We start from the raw sequence: 18887 nt of genomic DNA, 5'->3' as shown, positions 1-18887 counted from the left end.
TGGCCACTGAGTTGGCCACTGAGTTGGCCACTGAGTTGGCCACTGAGTTGGCCACTGAGTTGGCCACCGGGCTGGCCGTCGAGCGGATGCAGTTGCGCGCCCGCCGCCAGTGCCTCGTCGGCGATGCGCACGAGCCGCTCGAAATGATGCGCCGAGATGATCGACGTGTAATCGCGGTTGTCGGGGAAGTCGGGATAAAGCTGTGCGAAGCGCGTGCGCGCGCGCTCGATGAACGCCGCCTCCTGGCCGCGCGGCAGCAGCACGTAGTCGGGCGCGATGCAGGTTTGACCCGCATTGAGCGTCTTGCCGAGCAGAAGGCTGTCGACCGCGTAGTCGAAACGCGCGTGCTCGCCGATCAGCGCGGGTGATTTGCCGCCCAGTTCCAGCGTTACGGGCGTCAGATTGGCCGCCGCCGCGCGCATGACCTCGCGGCCGATGCGCGTCGAGCCCGTGAACAGCAGATGGTCGAACGGCAGCGCCGTGAATGCTGCGCCGACCGACGCATCGCCGTTGACCACGGCGACATGGTCGCGCGAGAAGGTCTTTTCGATGAGGGCTTCGAAGAGCGCCGAGGTGCGCGGCGTCAACTCCGACATCTTGATCATCGCGCGGTTGCCTGCGGCGAGCGCGCAGACGAGCGGCCCCGCGCCGAGCAGCAGCGGATAGTTCCACGGCACGACGATGCCCGCCACCCCGAGCGGCTGCGGCACGATTCGCGCGCGCCCGGGCCGCAGCCATTTGCCGACGCTGCGGCGCTGCGGCTTCATCCAGCGCGCGCCGTGCCTGAGTGCGCCATCGATCTCCTGCTTGAGCACGACGAATTCCGAGAGCGTGACCTCGGCTTTCGAGCGCTGGCCGAAGTCGGCGTTCATCGCTTCGGCCAGTGCGTCGCGATTGTCGAAGAGCATCGCGCGCAGCGCCCTTAGGTGGCGTGCGCGCACCTCCCACGCAGGGAACGGCTCGCGCAGGAACGCGCCGCGCTGCACGTCGAGCAGGGCAGCGAGGGGATCGCGCGAGACGGATTCGGGCAGATCCTGCTTCATGGTCTGTCGCTCCCCGGAACCTGAACGTTCGAGTGAGGGTGCATGGCGCGGCGGGCGGTGGTTCTGTCTGTCAGACAGCCGGGAACGCGCGCGCCACGAGCGCTGCGTGGTCGAACTGCGCAGGCAGCGTGCCGGCCACGCGGCCGCAGTTGCCATTACCGTCGCCGTCGGGTTCGCCGAGCCGCGTGGCGATGAAGGCGTCGGCGACTGCCTGCGGGCCCTCGCGCAACAACAGTGCCTGGGCGATCAGCACGATCTGCTGCGCGATGTGTCGCGCGCTCGCTTCGCGCGTGCCGGGCGCACCGTTGAGCAGTGCCGACAGACGATCGAGCGCGGCCGTGAGCGCCGGATGCCCCTGCGCGTCGCGCCGCCACGCGAGAAAGAGCGCCTGGGCGGCGTCGGCTTCGCGTTCGAGCGCGCGCAGGACGTCGAGGCACATGACGTTGCCCGAACCTTCCCAGATCGAGTTGACCGGCGCTTCGCGATAGAGGCGCGCCATCGGGCCTTCTTCGACGTAGCCGTTGCCGCCCCACACCTCCATGGCCTCGCCGGTGAACGCAATCGCGCGCTTGCAGACCCAGAACTTCGCGGCGGGCGTGACGATGCGGCGCCATGCGCGCGCTTCGAGCCGCTCTTCGGGCCGCTCTTCGGGCGACTGGGCGCCGTGCTGCGTGCCGTGCGTGCCCGGGGTTTCCTCGAACGCATGCGCGAGGCGCATGAACAGCACCGTCGCGGCCTCCGATTCGAGCGCAAGATCGGCGAGCACGTTCTGCATGAGCGGCTGATCGGCGAGCCGACGCCCGAATGCGCTGCGATGGCGCGCATGATGGATCGCCTCGACGAGCGACGCGCGCATGAGCGCCGCGCTGCCGATCACGCAATCGAGCCGCGTGTAGTTCGTCATTTCGATGATGGTCTGCACGCCGCGTCCCTCGTCGCCGATCATCACGCCGTACGCGTCGAAGAATTCGACCTCGCTGCTTGCGTTGGAGCGGTTGCCGAGCTTGTTCTTCAGGCGCACCGCGTTCACGGCGTTCTTCGTGCCGTCCGGCGCGAAGCGGGGCACGAAGAAGCACGAGAGGCCGTCGTGCGCGCCGCTGCGCGCGAGCACCAGATGCGCGTCGCATTGCGGCGCGGAGAGAAACCACTTGTGCCCGGTCAGACGGTACTCGGCGCCGCGTCCGGTGGCGCTACCTGCGGCGTGCGCTTCGGTGCGGTTGCTGCGCACGTCGGAGCCGCCCTGCTTTTCGGTCATGCCCATGCCGATCATCATCGACGTCTTCTGCTGCCACGGAATATCGCGCGGATCGTGCTCGCGCGCGTAAAGGCGCTCGCGCAGCGTTTCGAAAAGCGCGTGCTCGCGCCGCAGCACGGGGATGCTCGCGAAGGTCATCGTGGTGGGGCACAGCGCGCCCGATTCGATCTGCGCGTGCAGGAAGTAGCCCGCGCAGCGCGCGGCCATCGCGCCGGGCTGCGGGTTCGAGAACGGCAGCGCGTGCAGGCCCTCGGCGCGCAGCAGCGCGAGCAGGCGATGCCAGGCCGGATGGAATTCGAGCGCGTCGATGCGCTCGCCGCGCGGGCTGTGCGTGAAGAGTTCGGGCGGGTGGCGATTGGCGAGATCGGCGAGCGCGATCACCTCCGCGGTGCCGAGGCGCGCGCCGTCGCGTTCGAGCGCCTCGCGATGCCACCCGGCGCCCGCGCGCGCGAGCGATTCCGTGAGCGCGGCGTCGCTGGTGAAGAGGTTGTAGTCCGCGAGCGGCGGCGCCTGGTTGGTGACCTCGTGGCTCGTGCCGGGGCGATGTGCTCTTTCCATCTGCCTGTCTCCTTTGGGCCCTGGGCGCGGGTGCGCGCGGCCTTGTCTGAGTCCTACTCGCCAATCGCGATAATCTGGTTCAACTGTTCGCACGCCGCAGCAAACACCTCATCCGGAACGCGCTTCCACGGGTGTGCCTTCGCGCCGCGCGCTCGCCAGTCAAACGACTTGGGCTGGTGTCCAAGCACGTAGCTCGTGACGTTTTTCGGCCCCTGAAACTTGATGGCAAACGGATTCGTGTCGTTGGATCTGGCGGTCGTCATGGGAAGTCCGATGACGATGCCGGTCCGCTCGTTAAACGGCTTCGGTGACAGGACCAGCATCGGATGCATGTCCCTCATTTCGCGCCCGACCTGCGGATTGCAGTCGATCCAGATAATGTCGCGGCGATCGGGCGCCCACACTGCCCCGGCCATCAGCACACCTCCGCGCCGACGCGGGAGGTTGCCATCGCTTCGCCGCCGTGCTTTTCCGGATCGAACAGAGCCAGTTTCTCCGCGAGCGTGAGCTTGCGCGGACCAACCGGTTTCACCGTCACGCCCACCTCATCGGTCGTCACTTCGACCTCCTGGCCGACCGAAAAATGCGCCGCGCGTGCGACAGCAGCGGGAATGCGGACAGCCAGGCTGTTCCCCCACTGCTGAATCGTCAGCGTCGCTGTTTTTCCCATGATGGAATCCCTCTCGTGTTGACGTATAAACAAGTCTACACACTCCAGTGGACGTTTTAAGGCGTTTATACGGGTTTCCCGGTTTGACAGGAGTGCCGCGCGCACCTCATTCGCCCAGCCCGGGCGGCAGCACGAAATCGTCGAGAAACGACGAGGGCTTGCCGAAGGTTTCTTTCGCCACCGCGAGCCACGCGCGCGCCGCGTGTGACAGGTAGGCATTGCGCTTCCAGCCGATCGCCATATCCCAGGTGATTTCGGGCTCGCTCACGGGCAGGCAGGTGAAGCGCGCGGCGTCGAGCCTGCGGCAGTACGGGGCGGGCAGCAGCGCGATCCCGACGCCCGCGAGCACGAGCGCCGCCATCAGATCCCAATGTCCGCTGCGCCCCACGATCTGCGGCACGAAGCCCGCTTCGCGGCATGCGTGCTGCACGACGTCGTTCAGGGCCAGGCTCTCGCCGTAGAACACGAACGGCTCGTCGGCGAGTTCGGCCAACGGCACGCTCGCCGCGCCGTCCCAACGCGAACCCTTCTGCGCGACGAGCCACAGCACTTCATGCGAGATCGGCAGCACGTCGATCGTTGCCGGATCGACCGGCTGCAGCACGCCGCCCAGTTCGAGTTCGCCGGAAATCAGCGCTGCTTCGATCGCGCGCGAGCCCTGCTCGAAGAGCTTCAGTTCGATCCTCGGATAGCGCTCGCGGAACGTCGCGATGGCGGGCGTGAAGAGCGAGCCGCCCATGGGCGGTACGCCAATCGTCAGTTCGCCGCGGCCAAGCGTCGCCAGATCGTCGATTTCGGCCTGCAACTGCGCATGCGCGGCGAGCACGTCCTGGCCGCGCTGCCAGACGATGCGGCCCGCGTCGGTGAGCACCATCTGGCGCGTATCGCGCAGCAAGAGCGGCGTGCCGATCTCGTCTTCGAGCGCTTTCACCATCTTGCTGATGGTCGGCTGCGTGACGTGCATCTGTTCGGCGGCGGCGGTGAAACTCTGCTGCCGCACCACCTCGATGAAATAGCGCAGCGCGCGTAGCTCCACGGTTCCGGCTCCTGATTCCAGTATGGAATGGTTTGGATAATTCTAAGTCATTATGTTTATGCAGCGGCGCACCCTATACTGGGTTCTTACCAATGTCACCCAGGGTTTGCCATGACCACTCAACGCTCAACGACGAAAGCCTCGCGGCAAGCGGGCGCAGTGGCGCGCATGGGGCTGATCGCGGTGCAGTCGGCCCTGATCGCCGGGCTCTGGTTCGTCGCGGACGGCTTTGCGCGGGCGACGCATCTGCCCGTGCCGGGCGGCGTGGTCGGCCTCGTCGCGCTGCTTGCGCTGCTGTTCTGCGGCGGTGTTGCGCCGCGCTGGGTCAAGGCGGGCGCCGACTGGCTGCTCTCCGACATGCTGCTGTTCTTCATTCCGGCCGCCGTGGCGGCCGTGCAGTACGGCGGGCTGTTCCGCGCCGACGGCTGGCGTCTGGCGCTCGTGGTGGTCGGCGGGACGCTGATGGTGATGGTTTCCGTGGCGTTCGCCGTCGAGCAGGCCGCGCGGTTCGAGCGCCGCCTCGCGCTGCGCCGCGTGCTGCAGGCGCGCCACCTCACGCGTCATGCGCATCACGCGCGTCATGCCTGAACCGGCGGCGCGCGATGTCGCTCCGATTGATTGATCGTTTTACAGGATGATAGCGTCATGAACACGTTTATTGCCTCCTTGTTCGCCGACGATGCCTCCCGGTTGATCGCCGCGGGCTGCCTGATCCTGACTGTCGTGCTCTATTTCGCGTCGAAGGCGCTTTACGCGCGTGTGCGCTCGCCGTGGCTCACGCCGCTCGTCGCCGTGCCGGTCGTGCTCGGGGCGATCGTGCTCGCGCTGCACATTCCGTATCCGGTCTATTTCGAGGACACGCGCTGGCTCATGTGGCTGCTCGGCCCGGCGACCGTCGCATTCGCGGTGCCGATCTACGAGTATCGCGAACTGCTCAAGCGCCACTGGATCTCGCTCGCGGCGGGCGTGGGCGTGGGCATTGTCGTCGCCGTGGGCGGGTCGCTCGCGCTCGCGAAGCTCCTGCACCTGTCGCCCGAACTGCAGCGCAGCCTGATGACGCGCTCGGTTTCGACGCCGTTCGCGCTGGCCGTTTCCGACAAGATCCACGCGCCGCGCGATCTCACGGCGCTTTTCGTGATCGCGACCGGCGTGTGCGGGATGCTGTTCGGCGAACTGGTGCTCGCGCTCGTGCCGCTGCGCACGCGTCTTGCGCGCGGCGCGCTGTTCGGCGCGGCGGCGCACGGCGTGGGCACGGCGAAGGCGCGCGAACTCGGCAGCGAGGAAGGCGTCGTGGCGAGCCTCACGATGATGATCGCGGGCGTCGTGATGGTGCTGCTCGCGCCGGCGCTCGGCTTCCTGCCGGTTTGACTCGCGCTTGCGGCACGGTCTGGCGCTGAAGGATGCGGAGGCGGGTGAAGGGTCCGTTCCATAGGCCGGTAGAATGGCGGCAGACGTGATCGGTCTGGAGGGCCGGAAAATGGGAACGAGCTACGAGAAGGACGTGGTGGCCTGGTCGAACGAACAGGCGGCGTTGTTGCGCGCGGGCAAGTTCTCGGAGCTGGACATCGAGCATCTGGCAGAGGAGATCGAGGACGTGGGCAAGAGCGAGCAGCGGGAACTGATCAGCCGCATGGCGGTACTGCTGGCACATCTGCTCAAGTGGCAGTTCCAGTCTGCGCGGCGAGGCGCGAGCTGGCAAAGGACCATCAAGGCTCAACGGCTGGACGTGGCCTACCTTCTGGATGAGGCGCCGAGCCTCAAGCCCAGGCTGGCCGATGCCGACTGGATGCGGGTTGTGTGGGCCAGGGCGCTGGCGCAGGCGGTCAGCGAAACCGGTCTTGATGTGTTCCCCGAAACCTGTCCGTGGCCGATCGAGCAGGTCCTCGATGAGGAATTCATGCCGGACTGATGGTCGCCTCTGGGTCGCCGGAAGTCTGGAAGCCAGCCTTGGGGCTGGCTTTTCTATCGCTTGTGCGAACGCGGTGCAACCCCGGGCGACTACAGCGCAACCGTGCGACTCTTCGGCGCGGTTGCGCTTTTCGCGGCTGCGCGCCGCACCATTTTCAGATTTCCCGGATCGCAGCCGGTCTATCATGGACAGCGTTGCCGCGCTCGTTGCGGCTTGACGGCGACGTTACCCATGCTGCCCATCTCAATCATCGTTCCGTGCTACAACAGCGCGCCGACGCTCGCGCGCGCCCTCGACAGCTGCATCGCGCAACGCGAAGCGGTGCAGATCCTCGTCGTCGACGACGGCTCCACCGACGCATCGGCTGAAATCGTGTTCGGCTATGCCCGCCACGATACGCGCGTGCATCTGTTGCAGATGCCGATGAACAGCGGCGCGGCTCGCGCGCGTAATTGGGGTGCGCTGCACGCGACTGCGGCGGTGCTCGCCTTTCTCGACGCCGACGACGAATACATGCCCGGCGCGCTCGCCGATGCGGGCGCGTGGCTCGACCAGCATCCACGGGAAGCCGCGATCCGGCTCGACGTCGAGTTCGCCGGTTTTCCCGAATCGGTGCTTGCGCATCCCGACTTCCCCATGCACGCCGCGACGCTCAGCAACACGGTGCCGAGCAGTCTCGTGATCCGCCGCAGCGCATTTCTCGCGCTGGGCGGTTTTCCGATCGACGACTTCTTCCGCCAGTACGGCGGCGAGGACGGCGCGCTCTCGTGGGCGCTGCGCGAGACTTTTGGCCAGCGTCGGCTCGACGACATGAAGCGCGTGCGCATGCACTATCACGACGGCATCCACGCCGAGCGCTTCTTCCGCATCCAGGCTGGCCTGCAGACGCCCGATCCGGGCGACAGCGCGGCCGTCGTCCAGTGCTCGCGCCAGTTCCTCGAACATGCGCTCGCTGCCGTGAAGCAATTGCGCGCGCTCAACGTGAGCGAAGCCGTGAATCCGCGCGCCGCCGCGGTGGCCGGCGAGATCGCCAGCTACGTCGCCGGCTAGTTTCTCCCGTGCCCGCGCGCTGCGATGCGCGCGGCGCTTGCTGCGGCCACGTTACTCACGTCACCCGCAGCGCCGTTTGCGGCGCATCCGCCAGGTGCGCCAGATCTACCAGGTCCGCCACATCCGCCAGTGCCGTTCGCCGCAGGCGTATTTGTGCGACGCGGTAGTTCCGACAGCGCCATGCCGATTTGCTACAATCACGCCTCGTCTCCGAGGAGCGTTGCGACGGGCTGCGCATTACGCATGCAGCCCGCCAGGCTCGGAGGCGCTCAATCCGGTTGCTTCACAGTCAGGCAACCGCATCGAAACGGCGCTCACGTCTTTAATTTCTAGTCACTTTTAGAAAGGAGGGCGTGATGAACGCCGCAATTCCGCAAGCTCAAGTCAAAGATTTCGTCGTCGCCGATATGTCGCTTGCCGCCTGGGGCCGCAAGGAACTCGACATCGCCGAAACCGAAATGCCCGGCCTCGTGCAGATCCGCGACGAGTACAAGGCGCAGCAGCCGCTCAAGGGCGCGCGCATCGCGGGCTCGCTGCACATGACGATCCAGACGGGCGTGCTGATCGAAACGCTCAAGGCGCTCGGCGCCGACGTCCGCTGGGCCTCGTGCAACATCTTCTCGACGCAGGACCACGCCGCTGCCGCCATCGCGCAGGGCGGCACGCCGGTGTTCGCGTTCAAGGGCGAATCGCTCGACGAATACTGGGAGTTCTCCCACCGCATCTTCGAATGGCCGAACGGCGAGTCCGCCAACATGATCCTCGACGACGGCGGCGACGCAACGCTGCTGCTGATCCTCGGCTCGAAGGCCGAAAAGGACCGCTCGGTTATCGCCAAGCCGACGAACGAAGAAGAAGTCGCGCTCTACAAGTCGATCGCAAAGCACCTCGACAGCGATGCTTCGTGGTACTCGAAGCGCCTCGCGCACATCCAGGGCGTGACTGAGGAAACGACGACGGGCGTGCACCGCCTGTACCAGATGGAGAAGGATGGCCGTCTGCCGTTCCCGGCGATCAACGTGAACGATTCGGTCACGAAGTCGAAGTTCGACAACCTGTACGGCTGCCGCGAGTCGCTCGTGGACGGCATCAAGCGCGCCACCGACGTGATGATCGCGGGCAAGATCGCCGTGGTCGCGGGCTACGGCGACGTGGGCAAGGGCTGCGCGCAGTCGCTGCGCGGCCTCGGCGCGACGGTGTGGGTCACCGAAATCGATCCGATCTGCGCGCTGCAGGCGGCGATGGAAGGCTACCGCGTCGTGACGATGGAGTACGCCGCCGACAAGGCCGACATCTTCGTGACGGCCACCGGCAACTACCACGTGATCGGCCACGACCACATGAAGGCGATGCGCCACAATGCGATCGTCTGCAACATCGGCCACTTCGACTCGGAAATCGACGTGGCGTCGACGCGCCAGTATCAGTGGGACAACATCAAGCCGCAGGTCGACCACATCATCTTCCCGGACGGCAAGCGCGTGATCCTGCTGGCCGAAGGCCGCCTCGTGAACCTCGGCTGCGCGACGGGCCACCCGTCGTTCGTGATGTCGAACTCGTTCACGAACCAGACGCTTGCACAGATCGAACTGTTCACGCAGGGAGAGAAGTACGAGAACAAGGTGTACGTGCTGCCGAAGCATCTGGACGAGAAGGTTGCGCGTCTGCACCTCGCGCGCATCGGTGCGAACCTGACCGTGCTGTCCGACGCGCAGGCATCGTACATCGGCGTCGACAAGAGCGGCCCGTTCAAGCCGAACCACTACCGCTACTAAGCCAGGAAACTGTCGGCCGGAGTCAGCGCTGACTCCGGCCGCACGCTGGGTACGGATGTTTTTGAAGTTTTGGCCACCGGCATTCCATCAAGAAACAGGAGCTCCCATGACCGTGCTGCTGACCTGGCTGATCAACGCGCTTGCGCTCCTGATCATCACCTGGCTCGTTCCGTCGATTCACATCCGCAGTTTCGGCACCGCGCTGATCGTTGCCGTCGTGCTCGGGCTCATCAACACCATCCTGCGGCCGGTGCTGATCCTGCTCACGCTGCCCGTGACGATTCTCACGCTCGGGCTCTTCATCCTCGTCGTGAACGCGTTGTGCTTCTGGCTCGCGGCGACGCTGCTGAAAGGCTTCGAGGTGTCGGGTTTCTGGTCGGCGTTTTTTGGCTCGATCCTCTACAGCATCGTGTCATGGCTGCTGTCTGCCCTGATTTTCGGCAACCGCTCGCTCGGCTAACCGGGCCGCGGCCATCCCATCATGAAACCGATCGAACTTTCATTCGAATTTTTCCCGCCGAAGACGCACGACGGCGTCGAAAAGCTGCACGCCACGCGCGTGCAGCTCGCGGCGCTCAAGCCGAAATTCGTTTCAGTGACGTTCGGCGCGGGCGGCTCGACGCAGCAAGGCACGCTCGACACCGTCATCGAGATTGCGAAGGACGGCATCGAAGCGGCGCCGCACCTCTCGTGCATCGGCTCGTCCAAAGAGAAGCTGCGCGAAATCCTCGAGCAGTACCGCTCGCACGGCATCCGCCACATCGTCGCGCTGCGCGGCGACCTGCCCTCGGGCATGGGCGAAGTGGGCGAGCTGCGCTACGCGTCGGAACTCGTTGCGTTCATCCGCCAGGAAACCGGCGACACGTTCCACATCGAAGTGGCCGCGTATCCCGAATATCACCCGCAGGCGCGCTCGCCGCGTCACGACATCGAAGCGTTCGCGCGCAAGGTGAAGGCGGGTGCGAACTCGGCGATCACGCAGTACTTCTTCAACGCGGACGCGTACTTCCGCTTCGTCGACGACGTCCACAAGCTGGGCGTGGACGTGCCGATCGTGCCCGGCATCATGCCGATCACGAACTACTCGCAGCTCATGCGCTTTTCCGAAATGTGCGGGGCGGAAGTGCCGCGCTGGGTCGCGAAACGCCTTGAGAGCTTCGGCGACGACCGCGAGGCGATCCGCGCGTTCGGCCTCGACGTCGTGACGGATCTGTGCCGCCGTCTCACCGATGCCGGCGCGCCCGGGCTGCATTTCTACACCCTCAACGGCGCGGCAGCGACGAAGTCGATCTGCGAGCGGCTCGGACTCTAAGGTTTCTATAAGGCGTCCGTAAAACCCCAGCCGCGAGTACATCGCCTGCACGGCCCGCTCGCCCCCCGCGTTTCATGTGTGAGACGCGGGGGCGAGCGGGCCGCTTTCATTGGCAGCGGATGAGCGCCCGCGAAATTGCACGGGAAATCGTGGCGAGCCGGGGCGGTGGCGCGCGTGACGGCTCAAAATATCGAGTCGGCGACACTCGCTTCGCGCAGCAGGCGCAACCCATGCCAATCGGGTAACCCGGCTTCAAGTTCGAGGTGCAACCGGTCTGTCAACCCGGCGTTTTCCATGGTCTACCGGGCCCCGTTATCTGTTGTGACGGGTGCTCCAGGTCTTGTAAGATCGCGCTACGCTGGCACAGTCCGGCACCGAACTGGAGGAAATATGAAAGGAAACAACCTGTTGCGAGCTGCGCGACTCACGTCGCTTGCTGCGCTCGCAGCGGCATCGATTGCGGGCGCCAACGTAGCGCACGCCGCGGGCATCCCGAACAAGACGCTGGTTTACTGTTCGGAGGGCAGCCCCGCCGGCTTCGACCCGGCGCAATACACGACCGGTACCGACTTCACCGCGGACACCTTCACCGTCTACAACCGCCTCGTCGAATTCGAGCGCGGCGGCACGAAGGTCGAACCGGGCCTCGCGCAATCGTGGGATGTTTCCGCCGACGGCAAGACCTACACGTTCCATCTGCGTCATGGCGTGAAGTTCCAGACCACGGCGTTCTACAAGCCGACGCGCGAATTCAACGCCGACGACGTCGTCTTCACGTTCGATCGCATGCTCGATCCGAACCAGCCGTTCCGCAAGGCGTACCCGGTATCGTTCCCGTACTTCATGGACATGGGTCTCGACAAGCTGATCGCCAAGGTCGAGAAGGTCGATCCGTACACCGTCAAGTTCACGCTGAACGAGCCGAACGCGCCGTTCATCCAGAACATGGCGATGGAATTCGCATCGATTCTCTCGGCGGAATACGCCGACAAGCTGCTGAAGGCCGGCAAGGCCGCCGACATCAACCAGTATCCGGTCGGCACGGGCCCGTTCATCTTCAAGAGCTACACGAAGGATGCGACGATCCGCTTCGACGGCAATCCTGACTACTGGAAGCCGGGCGCAGTGAAGCTCTCGAAGCTGATCTTCTCGATCACGCCGGATGCGAGCGTGCGCGTGCAAAAGCTCAAGCGCGACGAGTGCCAGGTGATGAGCTATCCGCGTCCCGCCGACATCGCCCCGCTGAAGGCCGAGCCGACCGTCGCGATGCCGTCGCAGCCGGGCTTCAACCTCGGCTACCTGTCGTACAACGTCACGCACAAGCCGCTCGACAACGCCGACGTGCGCCACGCGCTCGACATGGCGATCAACAAGAAAGCCATCATCGAGTCGGTGTACCAGGGCGCGGGCCAGCTCGCGACGAACCCGATGCCGCCGACGCAATGGTCCTACTACAAGAACCTGCCGTCGAACGCATACGATTCGGCCAAGGCCAAGGCGCTGCTCACGAAGGCGGGTGTGGCCAACGGCCTCGAGATCACGCTCTGGGCCATGCCGGTGCAGCGCGCGTACAACCCGAACGCGCGTCTGATGGCCGAGATGATCCAGGCCGACTGGGCGAAGATCGGCGTGAAGGCGAAGATCGTCACGTATGAGTGGGGCGAGTACATCAAGCGCGCGCACGCGGGCGAAGACGACGCGATGCTGATCGGCTGGACCGGCGACAACGGCGACCCCGACAACTGGCTCGGCACGCTGCTCGGCTGCGAGGCCGTGAACGGCAACAACTTCGGCAAGTGGTGCTACAAGCCGTTCGACGAACTGATCCAGAAGGGCCGCACGACGTCCGATCAGGCGGCGCGCACCAAGCTTTACGAGCAGGCGCAGCAGATCTTCGCGAAGCAACTGCCGTTCTCGCCGATCGCCCACTCGACCGTCTATCAGCCGGTCAGCAAGAAGGTGATCGACATGCGCATCGAGCCGCTCGGCTATGCGCGCTTCGACGGCGTCGGCATGCAGTAATGCCGCGCCGCGTCCTGACCGGGCATTAGCCCGGTCGGACACGATCTGGAAAACTGGCCGAATCGGGTCCGGCGACCGGGGTCACGAGCCTCCGTCGCCGGTTGCATTTCATTTCAAGCTTTCGGGGGAACAAACCATGTTCCGCTTCGTACTGCGCCGTATCGGCATGGTGATACCCACCTTCATCGGCATCACCATCCTCGCATTCGCGCTTATCCACCTGATTCCGGGCGACCCCATCGAAGTGATGATGGGCGAGCGCGGCGTCGATCCGCAGATGCACGCCGACGCGATGCATCGCCTCGGCCTCGACGAACCGCTGCCGATGCAGTATCTCCACTACGTCGGCCACGCGCTGAAAGGCAATCTCGGCACCTCGATCATCACCAACACGAGCGTGATGGGCGAGTTTCTCGCGCGCTTTCCCGCCACCGTCGAACTCTCGTTGTGCGCGCTCGTCTTCGCGCTCGCCGTCGGCCTGCCCGCGGGCGTGGTCGCGGCGCTCAAGCGCGGGCGTCTCGTCGATCACGGCGTGATGGGCACCGCGCTCACCGGCTATTCGATGCCGATCTTCTGGTGGGGCCTCATCCTCATCATGGTGTTCTCGTCGAATCTCGGCTGGACGCCCGTGTCGGGCCGCATCGCCGTCGAATTCGACATTCCGCACGTGACCGGCTTCATGCTGATCGACTCGCTGCTGCCGGGCACCGACGAAGGCTCGTTCCGCTCCGCCGTGAGCCACCTGATCCTGCCCGCCATCGTGCTCGGCACGATTCCGCTCGCCGTGGTCGCGCGCATGACGCGCTCGTCGATGCTCGAAGTGCTGCGCGAGGACTACATCCGCACCGCGCGCGCAAAGGGCCTCTCGCCCCTGCGCGTGATCGTCGTGCACGCGCTGCGCAATGCGCTGATTCCCGTCGTCACCGTGATCGGCCTGCAGGTCGGCACGCTGCTCGCGGGCGCGGTGCTGACCGAAACGCTGTTCTCCTGGCCCGGCGTCGGCAAGTGGCTGATCGATGCGATCAGCCGCCGCGACTATCCGGTGGTGCAGGGCGGCATCCTCATGATCGCGACACTCGTGATCGTCGTGAACCTGTGCGTCGACTTGCTGTACGGCGTGCTGAATCCGCGCATCCGTCACACGAGGTAAGCCCGTCATGAACCGATTCCCGCAATACCTTCAACGCAATCTGGAGGCGTGATGGCTGACATTCAGAACGCCGCCCCGCAAGCGGTCACGCCGCCCTCGGGCCGCACGCTCGTGCTGCGCGAATTCTGGGCGAATTTCTCGCACAACAAGGGCGCCGTCTCGGCCGGCGTCGTCGTGCTCGTGCTGATCTTCGTCGCGATCTTCGCGCCGCTGATCGCGCCGCACAGCCCGATCGAGCAGTACCGCGACTATGTGAAGATTCCGCCCGCCTGGCTCGACGGCGGCAACTGGAAGTTCGTGCTCGGCACCGACGAAGCCGGCCGTGACATCCTCTCGCGCCTGATGTACGGCGCGCGGCTGTCGCTGTGGATCGGCTGCGTTTCGGTGGTGCTCGCGCTGATTCCGGGCGTCGTGCTCGGCCTCGTCGCCGCATTCTTCGAGAAGTGGGCCGATACGCCGATCATGCGTCTGATGGACGTGCTGCTCGCGCTGCCCTCGCTGCTGCTCGCCGTGGCCGTGGTCGCGATCATCGGCCCGGGTCTGACGAACACAATGTTCGCCATCGCGATCGTCGCGCTGCCGGGCTACGTGCGTCTGACGCGCGGCTCGGCGCTCGGCGAGCTGCACAAGGAGTACGTGACCGCGTCGCGCGTGGCCGGCGCCGGCACGGCGCGCCTGATGTTCTCGCAGGTGCTGCCCAACTGCACGGCGCCGCTCATCGTGCAGGCCACGCTCGGCTTCTCGTCGGCGATTCTCGACGCCGCCGCGCTCGGCTTCCTCGGCCTCGGCGTGCAGCCGCCCGCCGCCGAATGGGGCGCGATGCTCGCCTCGGCGCGCGACTATATCGACAGCGCCTGGTGGATCGTCACGATGCCAGGCCTTTCCATCCTGATTTCGGTGCTCGCGATCAACCTGCTCGGCGACGGGCTGCGCGACGCGCTCGATCCCAAGCTGAAACGGATGGCCTGACATGAACACGCAAACACAAACGCAAACGCAAACGCGGGACCTGCTGACCATCCGCAACCTGGCGGTGAACTTCAACGGCCTGCCCGCCGTGGACCGCGTGAATCTCTCGGTCGCGCCGGGCGAGGTGCTCGGCATCGTGGGTGAATCGGGCTCCGGCAAGAGCGTGACGATGATGGCGCTGATGGGCCTCATCGATGCGCCCGGCAAGGTGAGCGCCGATTCGATCACGTTCGATGGCCGCGACCTGCTCAACGCGACCGGCAAGGAGCGCCGCCGCATCGTCGGCAAGGAAATCGCGATGGTGTTCCAGGACGCGCTGACGAGCCTGAACCCGAGCTACACCGTCGGCTACCAGATCAAGGAAGTGCTCAAGCTGCACGAGGGCCTGCGCGGCGCGGCGCTCAACGCGCGCGCGCTCGAACTGCTCGACCAGGTGGGCATTCCCGACGCGAAGAACCGCATCGACAACTTCCCGCACCAGATGTCGGGCGGCATGAACCAGCGCGTGATGATCGCGATGGCCGTCGCCTGCAACCCGAAGCTCCTGATCGCCGACGAGCCCACCACGGCGCTCGACGTCACGATCCAGGCGCAGATCATGGAACTGCTCGTGCGCCTGCAAAAGGAGCGCGGCATGGCGCTCGTGCTGATCTCGCACGATCTGGCCGTGGTGTCCGAAGTCGCGCAGCGCGTGGCCGTCATGTACGCGGGCGAGATCATCGAGACGAACGCCGTGCCCGACATCTTCGCGAAGCCGCATCATCCGTACACCGAGGCGCTGCTCGCCGCGATTCCCGAGCACAACAAGGGCGCCGTGCGCCTCGCCGCGCTGCCGGGCATGGTGCCGGGACGCGACGACCGTCCGGGCGGCTGCCTCTTCGCGCCGCGCTGCAAGTACGTGGTGGACGACTGCAGGAAGACGCGTCCCGCGCTCGAACCGGTGCCGGGCGCCGGTGCCGGTGCCGGTGGTGTAACCGTCACGCAAGTCCGCTGCATCAAGCCGCTCAATCTGCGCGATATGCGTGATCTGCGCGATATGCGCAATCAGGCGGCGAAACCGACTCACGGAGGCGCGCTATGAACGCAGTCCCGCAACACGCGCCGCATGGCGATGAAGACCGCGTCCTCGTCGCCGAGGATCTGAAGAAGCACTACACCGTCAAGCGCGGCATGTTCGGCACGGGCACCGTGAAGGCGCTCAACGGCGTGTCGTTCTCGCTCGTGCGCGGCCGCACGCTGGCGGTGGTCGGCGAATCGGGCTGCGGCAAGTCCACGCTCGCGCGTCAGCTCACGATGATCGAGCCGCCGACGGCGGGCCGTCTCGTCATCGACGGCGAGGACGTCGCGCACGCGAACCGGGAGAAGATCGCCGAACTGCGCCGCCGCGTGCAGATGGTGTTCCAGAACCCGTTCGCCTCGCTCAATCCGCGCAAGACGGTCGAGCAGACGCTGGGCGAGCCGCTCGCGATCAACACGCAGCTCACGGCTGCCGAGCGCGCGGACCGCATCGCGCACATGATGCGCATCGTCGGCCTGCGGCCCGAGCACGCGAAGCGCTATCCGCACATGTTCTCGGGCGGGCAGCGCCAGCGCGTGGCGATTGCCCGCGCGATGATCCTCGATCCGCAGATCGTCGTGGCCGACGAACCGGTCTCCGCGCTCGACGTGTCGATCCAGGCGCAGATCCTGAACCTCTTCATGGATCTGCAGGATCAGTTCCGCACGAGCTACATCTTTATCTCGCATAACCTCTCGGTGGTGGAGCACATCGCCGACGACGTGATGGTCATGTATCTCGGCGGGGTGGCCGAGCTGGGCGACAAGAAGACCGTGATCGAGCGGCCGCGCCATCCGTACACGCGCTCGCTGCTGTCGGCGACGCCCGCGATCTTCGAGGCGGACCGCCGCGTGAAGATCAAGCTCGAAGGCGAACTGCCGTCGCCGCTGAACCCGCCGTCGGGCTGCACGTTCCACCAGCGCTGTCCGTATGCGATCGAGCGGTGTCGTAAAGAAGTTCCGGTACTTCGCGAAGTTGATGGGCGTCAGGTATCCTGCCATCGTGCAGAGGAGGTGGGGGAAGAGGATGCCTGAAGCGACGGCGGCGCGTCGTTTTACGCGCCGCTGGGGTGAAAGCGGCCGTCGTGCCGTTTTCACATTGCGTGATGCCGTGCGTGCCGCCACAGGCGCATTGCTCGCGCTGGCCATCGCCTTCGGGCCGCCGCTCGACCGGCCGCCGCGGCTCGCCGTCGGTGCAGGCAATGCGTTTCAGGTGGTGGCCGCGCCGCAATCGCGCGGCTTCATCCCCGCCGCGCTCGCGGCGGAAGCCGCCGCCGAAGTTGCTACCACTACGCCTGGGGCCCGTCCGCCCGTCTCGATGCCGGGCGGGTCGGGCCTGCCGGGTTTTCACTCGCCGCCCGTCGTGCCGAGCTACGCCTCGGGCACGACCGCTGGAGGCCCCGTACGCAGGCAGCCCGCACGCATGCCGTTCTACGTCGCCACGCGCGGCGCGGTCACCCTCTACCTGCTCGGGACGCTGCATGTGGGCGACCCCGTCGACTATCCCCCGAGCCAGCCCTTTCGTCCGCCGATCCTCGCGGCGCTCAACGCGTCGCCGACGCTCGCGCTCGAACTCTCGCCCGACGATCTGCTCGTCTCGCAGGACGACGTTTCGAAGTACGGCGTGTGCGCGCGTCCCTGCCTGCCGGGGCTCCTGCCCGAACCGCTGTGGCAGAAGCTCGAAGCGCGCCTGCGCGGCAATCCCGAGGCGCTTGCCGGAATCCGCCGGATGCGGCCGTGGCTCGCCTCGCTCCTCGTGGAAACCTACGATTCGCTGAGCGCGGGCCTGCAGACCGAGTACGGCACCGAGGCGCAGTTGCAGAACGTGTTCCTGACGCTGAAGGGGCGGCGTGTCGTCGGGCTCGAAACGCTTCAGGAGCAGATGCGCTCGTTCACGAACCTGTCACTTGCGCAGCAGCGCGAGATGCTGGCGCAGGATCTCGCGCAGACCCCGGCGCAGAACGTCGCCGACGTCAACACGCTGTTGCATCTGTGGCGTCTTGGCGATGCGGATGCGATTGCCGCGTGGGAGATCGCGCGCTCGGAGAAGCTCGCGCACGACAAGCGCGTTTCGGATTCGGTCGACAACCGCATCGTCTACGAGCGCAACCGGCGCTTCGTCTCGCGCATGCTGCAGATCGCGGCGCCCAACAAGCCGGTGTTCGTCGCAATCGGCGCGCTGCACCTCGGCGGGCGCAAGGGCGTGCTGGCGCTGCTGCGCCAGCGCGGCTTCACCGTCGAGCCGGGTTGAGTTGGGTTGAGCCGGGTTGCGTTTAGCCGCCTTCGTATGCTTTTGCGCGCTTCAACCTGCCGCCGTGCCCGCTCAGTCCCTGGCCTGTCTCGCAGCGCGTACGCCGATGCCCGCGTCGGCCAGCGCCGCGCGGATGCGCCGCGCGAACGCCAGCGCATGCGGTCCGTCGCCGTGCAGGCAGACGGTTTGCGCATTGAGCGGCACCCACGTACCGTCGACCGCCTGCACGCGCTGCTCGCGGATCATCGCGAGCGTGCGCGCAAGCACGGCGTCTTCGTCGTCCAGAAGGGCGCCCGGCTCGCTGCGCGGTACGAGCGAGCCGTCTGCGCGATAGCCGCGGTCGGCGAACACTTCTTCCACGGCGACAAGCCCGGCCGCGCGCGCGGCTGCCGCAAGCGCGCTGCCTGCGAGCGCGAACACGGCGACCGTCGGATCGAAGTCGTGCACGGCGGAAACGATCGTGTCCGCGATCCGCGCGTCGTGCGCCGCCTGGTTGTAGAGCGCGCCGTGCGGCTTCACGTGCGCGATGCGCCCGCCCTCGGCCTGCGCAATCGCCGACAGCGCACCCAACTGGTAGAGCACGCCCGCATAAAGCTCGGCGACCGGGAGATCCATCTCCTTGCGGCCGAAGTTCTCCGGGTCGTTGAAACCCGGATGGGCGCCGATCGACACGCCTTTTTCGACGGCCCAGCGCACGCATTCGCGCATCGCGTGGGCGCTGCCCGCATGCCAGCCGCACGCGATGTTCGCGGAACTGACGAGGTCGAGCAGCGCCTCGTCCGAGCCGCAGCCTTCGCCAAGATCGGCGTTCAGGTCGATGGTGATCATGAT

At 66.2% G+C, this 18887-nt stretch carries 19 protein-coding genes and 1 riboswitch; of the genes, 13 read left to right on the top strand and 6 right to left on the bottom strand.

Annotated features, from left to right (window positions below):
* The 5 genes from EPN59_RS08420 to EPN59_RS08400 form a co-directional block, all read right to left on the bottom strand.
* On the bottom strand, positions 1 to 1043 hold a 1043-nt coding region (locus tag EPN59_RS08420), incomplete at its 3' end, for an aldehyde dehydrogenase family protein (protein WP_293045879.1).
* 70 nt (positions 1044 to 1113) lie between these two features.
* On the bottom strand, positions 1114 to 2856 hold the full coding sequence (locus EPN59_RS08415) for an isovaleryl-CoA dehydrogenase (protein ID WP_293034338.1): 1743 nt from the start codon (positions 2854 to 2856) through the stop codon (positions 1114 to 1116).
* Between the two features lie 53 nt (positions 2857 to 2909).
* Positions 2910 to 3272 carry a type II toxin-antitoxin system PemK/MazF family toxin gene (locus EPN59_RS08410; protein ID WP_293034368.1) on the bottom strand — a complete coding sequence of 121 codons (363 nt, stop codon included), beginning with the start codon at positions 3270 to 3272 and terminating at the stop codon, positions 2910 to 2912.
* Complete coding sequence (locus EPN59_RS08405; RefSeq protein ID WP_293034339.1) at positions 3272 to 3526, bottom strand: AbrB/MazE/SpoVT family DNA-binding domain-containing protein; 255 nt, start codon at positions 3524 to 3526, stop codon at positions 3272 to 3274. Before EPN59_RS08405 ends, EPN59_RS08410 begins: the two co-directional genes overlap by 1 nt.
* Before the next feature lie 106 nt (positions 3527 to 3632).
* On the bottom strand, positions 3633 to 4562 hold the full coding sequence (locus EPN59_RS08400) for a LysR family transcriptional regulator (protein ID WP_293034340.1): 930 nt from the start codon (positions 4560 to 4562) through the stop codon (positions 3633 to 3635).
* 111 nt (positions 4563 to 4673) lie between these two features.
* Here EPN59_RS08400 and EPN59_RS08395 point away from each other — a divergent pair, with 111 nt between their 5' ends.
* From EPN59_RS08395 to EPN59_RS08335, 13 genes are all read left to right on the top strand, one after another.
* Positions 4674 to 5150 (top strand): CidA/LrgA family protein, encoded by a 477-nt coding sequence (locus EPN59_RS08395; RefSeq protein ID WP_293034341.1) that lies wholly within the window; start codon positions 4674 to 4676, stop codon positions 5148 to 5150.
* 57 nt (positions 5151 to 5207) lie between these two features.
* Entirely contained in the window at positions 5208 to 5930 is a 723-nt protein-coding gene (locus tag EPN59_RS08390) for an LrgB family protein (protein WP_293034342.1), read from the top strand.
* A gap of 109 nt (positions 5931 to 6039) precedes the next feature.
* Positions 6040 to 6471 (top strand): DUF29 domain-containing protein, encoded by a 432-nt coding sequence (locus tag EPN59_RS08385; protein ID WP_293034369.1) that lies wholly within the window; start codon positions 6040 to 6042, stop codon positions 6469 to 6471.
* A 231-nt stretch (positions 6472 to 6702) separates the two neighbouring features.
* Entirely contained in the window at positions 6703 to 7521 is an 819-nt protein-coding gene (locus EPN59_RS08380) for a glycosyltransferase family A protein (protein ID WP_293034343.1), read from the top strand.
* Between the two features lie 206 nt (positions 7522 to 7727).
* A riboswitch (S-adenosyl-L-homocysteine riboswitch) is annotated at positions 7728 to 7844 on the top strand.
* A gap of 33 nt (positions 7845 to 7877) precedes the next feature.
* Positions 7878 to 9296, top strand: coding sequence for an adenosylhomocysteinase (gene ahcY, locus EPN59_RS08375; RefSeq protein WP_293034344.1), 1419 nt, complete (start codon positions 7878 to 7880; stop codon positions 9294 to 9296).
* A gap of 106 nt (positions 9297 to 9402) precedes the next feature.
* Positions 9403 to 9756, top strand: a complete 354-nt coding sequence (locus EPN59_RS08370; RefSeq protein ID WP_293034345.1) for a phage holin family protein — start codon at positions 9403 to 9405, stop codon at positions 9754 to 9756.
* A 21-nt stretch (positions 9757 to 9777) separates the two neighbouring features.
* Positions 9778 to 10608 (top strand): methylenetetrahydrofolate reductase [NAD(P)H], encoded by an 831-nt coding sequence (metF, locus tag EPN59_RS08365; protein WP_293034346.1) that lies wholly within the window; start codon positions 9778 to 9780, stop codon positions 10606 to 10608.
* A 390-nt stretch (positions 10609 to 10998) separates the two neighbouring features.
* The gene (locus tag EPN59_RS08360) at positions 10999 to 12630 is read left to right on the top strand and encodes an ABC transporter substrate-binding protein (protein WP_293034347.1); all 1632 of its coding nucleotides are present in this window, start codon (positions 10999 to 11001) and stop codon (positions 12628 to 12630) included.
* A 136-nt stretch (positions 12631 to 12766) separates the two neighbouring features.
* Positions 12767 to 13780 carry an ABC transporter permease subunit gene (locus EPN59_RS08355; protein WP_293034348.1) on the top strand — a complete coding sequence of 338 codons (1014 nt, stop codon included), beginning with the start codon at positions 12767 to 12769 and terminating at the stop codon, positions 13778 to 13780.
* 51 nt (positions 13781 to 13831) lie between these two features.
* Positions 13832 to 14749: an ABC transporter permease subunit gene (locus EPN59_RS08350; protein WP_293034349.1), complete on the top strand. Its 918-nt coding sequence runs from the start codon at positions 13832 to 13834 to the stop codon at positions 14747 to 14749.
* A 1-nt stretch (position 14750) separates the two neighbouring features.
* Positions 14751 to 15830: an ABC transporter ATP-binding protein gene (locus EPN59_RS08345; protein WP_293034350.1), complete on the top strand. Its 1080-nt coding sequence runs from the start codon at positions 14751 to 14753 to the stop codon at positions 15828 to 15830.
* Positions 15827 to 16840 (top strand): peptide ABC transporter ATP-binding protein, encoded by a 1014-nt coding sequence (locus tag EPN59_RS08340; RefSeq protein WP_293034351.1) that lies wholly within the window; start codon positions 15827 to 15829, stop codon positions 16838 to 16840. The genes EPN59_RS08345 and EPN59_RS08340 overlap by 4 nt, the downstream gene beginning before the upstream one ends.
* The gene (locus EPN59_RS08335) at positions 16833 to 18056 is read left to right on the top strand and encodes a TraB/GumN family protein (RefSeq protein WP_293034352.1); all 1224 of its coding nucleotides are present in this window, start codon (positions 16833 to 16835) and stop codon (positions 18054 to 18056) included. The genes EPN59_RS08340 and EPN59_RS08335 overlap by 8 nt, the downstream gene beginning before the upstream one ends.
* Before the next feature lie 72 nt (positions 18057 to 18128).
* On the opposite strand, the gene pxpA is transcribed toward EPN59_RS08335, so the two are convergent.
* A complete protein-coding gene (gene pxpA, locus EPN59_RS08330; protein ID WP_293034370.1) occupies positions 18129 to 18881 on the bottom strand; it encodes a 5-oxoprolinase subunit PxpA in 753 nt (250 codons plus the stop codon).
* Between the last annotated feature and the right edge of the window lie 6 nt (positions 18882 to 18887).

Origin of the sequence: Paraburkholderia sp. (assembly GCF_004298475.1) — a bacterium.
GTDB classification, from domain to species: domain Bacteria; phylum Pseudomonadota; class Gammaproteobacteria; order Burkholderiales; family Burkholderiaceae; genus Paraburkholderia; species Paraburkholderia denitrificans.
Note: the sequence above shows the minus strand (reverse complement) of the source record. Positions and strands in the feature narration are given on the sequence as shown.

Excerpts from the sequence above, each read along its gene's own strand:
- EPN59_RS08415 (WP_293034338.1), bottom strand. The coding sequence starts at position 2,856 with ATGGAAAGAGCACATCGCCCCGGCACGAGCCACGAGGTCACCAACCAG.
- EPN59_RS08410 (WP_293034368.1), bottom strand. The coding sequence starts at position 3,272 with ATGGCCGGGGCAGTGTGGGCGCCCGATCGCCGCGACATTATCTGGATC.
- EPN59_RS08405 (WP_293034339.1), bottom strand. The coding sequence starts at position 3,526 with ATGGGAAAAACAGCGACGCTGACGATTCAGCAGTGGGGGAACAGCCTG.
- EPN59_RS08395 (WP_293034341.1), top strand. The coding sequence starts at position 4,674 with ATGACCACTCAACGCTCAACGACGAAAGCCTCGCGGCAAGCGGGCGCA.
- EPN59_RS08390 (WP_293034342.1), top strand. The coding sequence starts at position 5,208 with ATGAACACGTTTATTGCCTCCTTGTTCGCCGACGATGCCTCCCGGTTG.
- EPN59_RS08385 (WP_293034369.1), top strand. The coding sequence starts at position 6,040 with ATGGGAACGAGCTACGAGAAGGACGTGGTGGCCTGGTCGAACGAACAG.
- EPN59_RS08380 (WP_293034343.1), top strand. The coding sequence starts at position 6,703 with ATGCTGCCCATCTCAATCATCGTTCCGTGCTACAACAGCGCGCCGACG.
- ahcY (WP_293034344.1), top strand. The coding sequence starts at position 7,878 with ATGAACGCCGCAATTCCGCAAGCTCAAGTCAAAGATTTCGTCGTCGCC.
- EPN59_RS08370 (WP_293034345.1), top strand. The coding sequence starts at position 9,403 with ATGACCGTGCTGCTGACCTGGCTGATCAACGCGCTTGCGCTCCTGATC.
- metF (WP_293034346.1), top strand. The coding sequence starts at position 9,778 with ATGAAACCGATCGAACTTTCATTCGAATTTTTCCCGCCGAAGACGCAC.
- EPN59_RS08360 (WP_293034347.1), top strand. The coding sequence starts at position 10,999 with ATGAAAGGAAACAACCTGTTGCGAGCTGCGCGACTCACGTCGCTTGCT.
- EPN59_RS08355 (WP_293034348.1), top strand. The coding sequence starts at position 12,767 with ATGTTCCGCTTCGTACTGCGCCGTATCGGCATGGTGATACCCACCTTC.
- EPN59_RS08350 (WP_293034349.1), top strand. The coding sequence starts at position 13,832 with ATGGCTGACATTCAGAACGCCGCCCCGCAAGCGGTCACGCCGCCCTCG.
- EPN59_RS08345 (WP_293034350.1), top strand. The coding sequence starts at position 14,751 with ATGAACACGCAAACACAAACGCAAACGCAAACGCGGGACCTGCTGACC.
- EPN59_RS08340 (WP_293034351.1), top strand. The coding sequence starts at position 15,827 with ATGAACGCAGTCCCGCAACACGCGCCGCATGGCGATGAAGACCGCGTC.
- EPN59_RS08335 (WP_293034352.1), top strand. The coding sequence starts at position 16,833 with ATGCCTGAAGCGACGGCGGCGCGTCGTTTTACGCGCCGCTGGGGTGAA.